Annotated in this window: 6 protein-coding genes and 1 pseudogene; 3 read left to right on the top strand and 4 right to left on the bottom strand. The window is 51.0% G+C overall.

The annotated features are described in order from the left end of the window. Positions 1 to 727 precede the first annotated feature (727 nt). Positions 728 to 1,069: a hypothetical protein gene (locus H6F43_RS14335; RefSeq protein ID WP_190343414.1), complete on the top strand. Its 342-nt coding sequence runs from the start codon at positions 728 to 730 to the stop codon at positions 1,067 to 1,069. A 143-nt stretch (positions 1,070 to 1,212) separates the two neighbouring features. Here H6F43_RS14335 and H6F43_RS23180 read toward each other — a convergent pair whose 3' ends face one another. Together H6F43_RS23180 and H6F43_RS14345 are read right to left on the bottom strand one after the other, a co-directional pair. Beyond that, the gene (locus H6F43_RS23180; RefSeq protein WP_190343415.1) at positions 1,213 to 1,710 is read right to left on the bottom strand and encodes a DUF3368 domain-containing protein; all 498 of its coding nucleotides are present in this window, start codon (positions 1,708 to 1,710) and stop codon (positions 1,213 to 1,215) included. Next, a complete protein-coding gene (locus H6F43_RS14345; protein WP_190343416.1) occupies positions 1,707 to 1,952 on the bottom strand; it encodes a UPF0175 family protein in 246 nt (81 codons plus the stop codon). Before H6F43_RS14345 ends, H6F43_RS23180 begins: the two co-directional genes overlap by 4 nt. Positions 1,953 to 2,329: 377 nt before the next feature. Here H6F43_RS14345 and H6F43_RS14350 point away from each other — a divergent pair, with 377 nt between their 5' ends. Continuing rightward, positions 2,330 to 2,821, top strand: a complete 492-nt coding sequence (locus tag H6F43_RS14350; RefSeq protein WP_190343417.1) for a GNAT family N-acetyltransferase — start codon at positions 2,330 to 2,332, stop codon at positions 2,819 to 2,821. On the opposite strand, the gene murG is transcribed toward H6F43_RS14350, so the two are convergent. Beyond that, positions 2,781 to 3,977 (bottom strand): undecaprenyldiphospho-muramoylpentapeptide beta-N-acetylglucosaminyltransferase, encoded by a 1,197-nt coding sequence (murG, locus tag H6F43_RS14355; RefSeq protein WP_190343418.1) that lies wholly within the window; start codon positions 3,975 to 3,977, stop codon positions 2,781 to 2,783. The two genes, H6F43_RS14350 and murG, sit on opposite strands and share 41 nt — an antisense overlap. 41 nt (positions 3,978 to 4,018) lie before the next feature. On the opposite strand from murG, the gene H6F43_RS14360 reads away from it, so the two are divergent. Beyond that, positions 4,019 to 4,870 carry a nuclear transport factor 2 family protein gene (locus H6F43_RS14360; RefSeq protein WP_242025616.1) on the top strand — a complete coding sequence of 284 codons (852 nt, stop codon included), beginning with the start codon at positions 4,019 to 4,021 and terminating at the stop codon, positions 4,868 to 4,870. Positions 4,871 to 4,944: 74 nt separating this feature from the next. Here H6F43_RS14360 and H6F43_RS14365 read toward each other — a convergent pair. Continuing rightward, a pseudogene (locus H6F43_RS14365) lies at positions 4,945 to 5,151 on the bottom strand (D-alanine--D-alanine ligase); the annotation flags it as partial.

Genomic DNA, 5,151 nt, shown 5'->3' on the forward strand with positions numbered 1-5,151 from the left:
GCAAGGGCGCACCGGGATCGTTTGGCGGAAACGCTGACAATAATGCATCTAGCATGGTGGGATCTCCTATCGTTTGAGTTGAGGAAATCCCAAAAACTCAGCCACCCCACGACACAAGGAAGCAAGGTGACTGAAGAGGATGCTAAGATCCGCCTTTAGCCACCGTGACTGCCTAGAACAGTCTCGGAGGTTAGCTACCCTCTGCTGGTGCAAACAGCAGAGGGTAGCGCTGACTGAATTTTTGGGAATACAGGCTGCATGTGAGAGAACACACCTGCAACCTTAGTTTGTGAGGATAGCGGTAGTGCGGGTGTTCCGTCAATCCCTTGGCTAGAGAGTTTGAGATCAGGGGGAAGGGGGCGATCGTTTCACTGGTGTGGACTTCTAAAAATATAGGGAAATTATCCGGGTAACTCTCCGAAGAAGGGTAATATGCAGAAAGTTTCAAGGTAATTCCCTCTAAAGGGAAATTATGCAGAAAACTTCCGGGTAACACCCCTTGCAAGGGTAGGTATACGGAAACTTTCCGTACAATAACTTGTTGTGCCGCAAAATCTTCTGGTGATGGCAAGCTGAGTTAAGTTATTTGTCTTCGACATAAGTTGTAAAGTTTGTTGAATCCTGGACAAGATTTGCAGAATTAGTAATGAAGTGCTAGATGGATCGGACTAAGAATCAGACGTATAAGCCTTGGAAAATAGGCATTTTACCCAGAGGTCGCTCTGATATGTGGTCTCTGATTGATGATTATGAAGGCTTAAAAATTGACTTAATTTTTCATGATACTGACCAGATTGTGGCAGTAAAGTTTGGGATTACTGACGCATACCGCGTTATCGATGAAGGATACAGATTAAGACAGCTTCAACATCTACCTTTGCCGATGGAAGAGAGTATCTATTCTGTTTCTCAATCAGACATAGTGCAAGAATTAGTTGATGAAGCCTGTGGGATGTTGATTGAAGATCAACTAATACACTATTTCATCGTTACTGATAATGATTGTATTGATGTAATTGTTAGGGATGGTGGGGATGAGCCGCAGTTAGAGTATAGGAGTGCGGCATGAATTCTGTTCAGCGATTGCAGCATAACAACTCTAGTGCAGCGGGCTGACAAGAGTAACGTGGCTCACAGCCGCTGACTAGAAACGTTAGCTGGCTCTATCTTGTCTGTGAGACATCCACAAAGCTTACCTAATTACCTTAAAGATCAAAGTAGATCGGTCTCATTAACAAGTTGCAAAACACTGTTGTACAAAGGTTCTGCAACCCAAAATCTAGCTTCATTGATCAACGCATCCAATAGAGGTTTCACCTCAGCAATTAAGCCTTGACTTTTCGCTTCGACTAAGATTCCCAAGAGACCTATGAAGCGGAGATTCAACCTACTTGCAACTAGCCGACCTCGGCGTTCATCAATCAAAACTTGATCAGCTTGAATCTCCACTGCTAGAGCGATCGCTTCCGCTTCTCCAACATCCAGTTCGTTGCTTAGTGCTTCAACAAGGGTGCGATCGCTAACAGCACGAGTTTGAATCCAGTCAAAGGTTTGTACTTCGATCGCACCTGCAACAGGAAAATTCGGGTCAGTGAGTTCTCCATAAACGGCCTCGGGAATAAGAACCGTTCCGTATAGTTGATGAAGGAGGTGAAGATGATTGATTGCAGCAAGATTGTTGATGGGTGATGTGTCACTGACAATGATCACAATCTACCCATCTCCCGCAGGTTTTGGATGTCCTGTTCAAAATCTTCCACTCCGTAATGTGCTGGAATGTGACGGCTAGCAAGTAGATGCTGAAATGCGACGCGATGCATTGCTGCAAATCGACTGGCTTGAGCAAGGGTAAGCTTTTCGCGCTGAAAAAGCATAATAGCAATCTCTTGACGCATTTCAGCCTCAGTCATGCGAGTAGCAGTTAAAATCTCATTAGGGACAACAACGCTCATAGCCAAATTCCTCGCTACTTTCCCTATTTTACGGTTCTGGGTCCGTAAGTGTCTGGGCTTGTAGGTGTCTGGGTCTTGTCCGAGCCAGCTAACGCTGCGCTCATGCGGCGGAATAAAGATTGTCGGTGAGAGTGCAAGGGTGTCTGCCGCCGCACAGTTTCACCGTTAGACAGCGCAAATTCATCTAAATTGCTTGGGGAACGATAGTAATGTTTTGGGTAGTTGATACCACTATTAGTAGTCAAATCACTTCTCGATAAGCCTTAACTATTGAAAACTTCTCAACAAAGAGGGCGAAATTGCTGCTTGTTGACATGATGCATTTGCCTTGAATTAATCGATCGCGCATGTCCAGCTTCAAGGAACGTACAAAGCGTGTGTCTCAATTCACGTTTCGCCCAATGAACGAGAACACTGCCCGTGCTGTTCTAAAGTGGCAGTACGAGCCGCCTTACGATTTCTACAACAACAGTGAACTGGAAGAACTCAGCTCATTACAGCATCTTCTCAATCCACGCAACGCCTTCTACAGCCTTGAAGAGACTGATAGCTTAGTCGCTTTTTGCTCATTTGGACCAGATGGGCAAGTCACAGGTGGAGATTACCAAGATCAAGCACTAGACATTGGCATGGGAGTTCGCCCTGACTTAACTGGATGTGGCAATGGCAATAGATTTGCCACTGCCGTATTAGAGTTTGCAGACAGTTTATTTGCGCCAGCCGCGTTTAGAGTCACGATCGCAGCCTTCAACCAGCGAGCGATCCGGGTGTGGCAGAAGCTAGGGTTTGAGCAGCAGCAGTCGTTTAAGCGAAACGATGGAGTGTCGTTTATCGTACTGATGCGGACTCATTTCGGTCCGCCTGGCTGAGCAACACCTGTCGAATCAGCTTGGCAAGACGATCGGCGCTGTCCGGTACGGCTAACTGGGCAGTCTGCTGCGCCATTTGCTCAAGCGCCGTCTGGTCTTTCAACAAATGCAGCACTTCTGCTGTAATCGTTTCCGGCGTCAGGTCCGCCTGCTGAAACAAACGGGCGGCTCCCGCATCCGCAAACACTTTAGCGTTGTAGGTTTGGTGGTCTTCAGCCGCGAAGGGAAACGGAATCAAAATCGAGGGGGTCTGGGCGATCGCTAGCTCCGTCAGCGTCCCTGCTCCGGCACGACTGACAACGAGATTTGCCCGATGCAGCAGCCCTGCCATGTTGTCATAGAAGGGCAGGGAGAGATAGTGGGGATGCTGGAGCGACTGCGCGTCTGGGTCGTTGTCTCCCGTCTGATGCACAATCCAGATGCCCGCCTCTAGCCACGCGGGAGCGCACTGCCGCACGAGTTTATTCACAGCGACGGCTCCCTGACTACCACCCACGATCGCCAGCAGGGGCACGTCAGGCGGAATGGGTAAGTCGATCGCAGGCGGCGAGAAAAACTGAGCGCGAACAGGCGTGCCGACGCAGACCGTTTTTGTGCGAGGCAGGTGCGTTGCGGCGGCGTTGAAGCCGATCGCCACAACGCTGCACCACGGACTAAGCCAGCGCGTTACTTTCCCCGGTATGGCATTGGATTCATGCAGAACCACAGGCAAGCCCAATGATCGCGCGGCGATCGCTGCCGGAGCCGCAATGTAGCCGCCTGTGGTAAACACACCCTGAAACTGCCCCTGTTGCAGCAGGTGCCGCACCTGCCAAATCGATCGGACAAACTTCAGTAGCACTCCTAGGGTTCCTGGTCCCAGTCGTTGCTGAAATCCTTCAACTGAAATGGTGTGCCGCGGATAGTGTGTCGGAACTAAGCGCGTTTCCATGCGATCGGGCACACCTAACCACTCAATTTGATACTCTGGTAGCTGTTCCGCAACGGCGATCGCGGGAAAAACATGGCCGCCTGTGCCGCTGGCAGCGATCAGTAGCCGCTGTGGAGACTGTGAAATTGCCGCGGGAAAATTGGCTGGCAGAGTAGAATCGGATAAATCGTTCACGGGTTCGCCTCGATGCGATCGCTCAGCACGTCCAACAATTCGGTTACTCATCGTACCTTATTGCTCCCACTGATTTCTCAGCAGGTAACACTATGCACCATTCTCTGACTCATCTGATTGCCCCTTGGAGTGCTAAAGGTTTAAAGCATCCCAATCGCGGCAGACGATCGTGGCAGACGAGTTTGTTTGCGGTGGGATTGGCTCTAGCGAGTGCTCTGAGCGCGACGATCGTTCAGGCAGAAACACCCGAAACGGCTCCGGCTGATTTGAAGCAGGCGCTCTCGCAGATCGACGCCGCTGCCAACAGCCGCAATCTACAAGGTGTGCTTCAGTTCTACAGCCCCAACTTTTCTCACTCAGACGGACTGACGCGCCAAAGCTTAGAACAATCGCTCAGCAAGCTGTGGAGCCGCTACCCTACGCTCAACTACCGCACAGAGCTTAAGTCCTGGAAGCCCGACGGCAGTGGGATTTCTGCAGAAACCGTCACGTACATTACTGGGTCCTATAAGCAGGGCAACCGCGAATTCAAGCTTAATTCCACCTTGGCAGCAACTCAGCGGTTTGAGAATCGAGCGATCGTGCGCCAAGAGGTTGTGTCAGAGCGCAGCGAAACGAAGTCGGGCTCCAATCCACCAACGCTGAAGCTGACTCTGCCAGAGCAGGTGAATGCCAACGAGGAGTTCAGCATCGACGCAGTCGTTCAAGAACCCTTGGGCGATAGTCTGCTGCTGGGAGCCGCGCTAGAGGAGTCGATTAAGCCAGAGGGCTACCTCAACCCTACAACCGTCAATTTGGAGCTGCTTGCAGCAGGCGGCATTTTCAAGGTGGGTCGTGCTCCTACCGCGCCAGACAATCGCTGGATTTCAGCGGTCGTAGTGCGGCAGGATGGCATGACGATGGTGACGCAGCGGCTCCGGGTCGTGGGTAAGCCAGCCAAATGAGCTAGTGAGGTCGTACGGGAGTAAGCGACGGCTTCGCCTGATGAGTTTGTCAGAACCGGCTACTCCCGTACGACCTACCCTGCTTGTCGCTCTAGGGCAAACTGAATCAATTGGTCTACCAACTCTGGAAACGACACGCCGCTTGCTGCCCACAGCTGCGGGTACATGCTTGTGGCGGTGAATCCAGGTAGCGTGTTGATTTCGTTGATCAACACGTCGCCCGTGGCTTCGACGTAGAAGAAATCGACTCGTGCGAGTCCGGCAGCGTCGATCGCCCGAAA

The sequence above is a fragment of the Leptolyngbya sp. FACHB-36 genome (assembly GCF_014695955.1).
GTDB lineage: Bacteria > Cyanobacteriota > Cyanobacteriia > Leptolyngbyales > Leptolyngbyaceae > FACHB-36.

What these genes read in the sequence shown, in the direction of transcription:
- H6F43_RS14335 (WP_190343414.1), top strand. Translation starts at nt 728, where the DNA reads ATGTGGTCTCTGATTGATGATTATGAAGGCTTAAAAATTGACTTAATT.
- H6F43_RS14345 (WP_190343416.1), bottom strand. Translation starts at nt 1,952, where the DNA reads ATGAGCGTTGTTGTCCCTAATGAGATTTTAACTGCTACTCGCATGACT.
- murG (WP_190343418.1), bottom strand. Translation starts at nt 3,977, where the DNA reads ATGAGTAACCGAATTGTTGGACGTGCTGAGCGATCGCATCGAGGCGAA.
- H6F43_RS14360 (WP_242025616.1), top strand. Translation starts at nt 4,019, where the DNA reads ATGCACCATTCTCTGACTCATCTGATTGCCCCTTGGAGTGCTAAAGGT.